We start from the raw sequence: 619 nt of genomic DNA on the forward strand, positions 1-619 counted from the left end.
GCCCCTGTAGGAACGGTGCCGGCGGTAGGCTCTCCCGCGGCGGATCGGGCATCGCAGACCCAGCTCGCGCATGATCCCGAGGACTGTCCTGTCGGCTATCCCGACCCCGTCGACCGCGCGCAGCTCCATGGCGACCTGCCGGCGGCCCACGCCATTGGCCTCGCGGCCGAAGATCTCCCGCACGCGCCCGTGCAGCTCGGGCCGCGTGGACGCCTTCGGATGCGCCAGCGCGTAACAGTAGGTCGAGCGCGCCAGGCCGGCAGCCGCCAGCAGGCCACGCAGACCATGGCCCAGCCCCGAAAGCTCGCGGACGACCAGCGCGCGCTCCCGCGCGCGCAGTCCCCCGCGGCCTTCAGAGCCATCGATTCCCCCAGGTGGACGACCTTCGCCCCGAGCCTCCCGACCTCCCGCTCGAGCCCCTCCTCGCGCGCCGCCGGCGCCGCCCCGGGCTCCCCGGGCCGGCCCCGCCGCTTCGGACGCAACGCCCCGGCACCCTCCCCGCGGCACAAGCGGCACCAGTTGTCCAGCGAGGCCATGTTCGCGACCCCGAACCCCCTCATCGCCTCCGGCTTGGCCATGCCGTCCCCGACGACCGCCCTCGCCGCGGCCAGCCTGGCCT

The 619-nt window shown here is 75.4% G+C and carries 2 protein-coding genes; one reads left to right on the forward strand and one right to left on the reverse strand.

The annotated features are described in order from the left end of the window. Positions 1-183, reverse strand: a 183-nt coding sequence (locus tag H7U32_RS11195; protein ID WP_204469817.1) for an IS3 family transposase, incomplete at its 3' end; no start/stop codon positions are given. Between the two features lie 102 nt (positions 184-285). Between H7U32_RS11195 and H7U32_RS09550 the strand changes: the two genes are divergently transcribed. Continuing rightward, on the forward strand, positions 286-619 hold a 334-nt coding region (locus H7U32_RS09550), incomplete at its 3' end, for a hypothetical protein (RefSeq protein WP_440201456.1).

Origin of the sequence: Bifidobacterium pullorum subsp. saeculare (assembly GCF_016899725.1) — a bacterium.
In the GTDB taxonomy this organism is placed as follows: Bacteria; Actinomycetota; Actinomycetes; order Actinomycetales; family Bifidobacteriaceae; genus Bifidobacterium; species Bifidobacterium pullorum_C.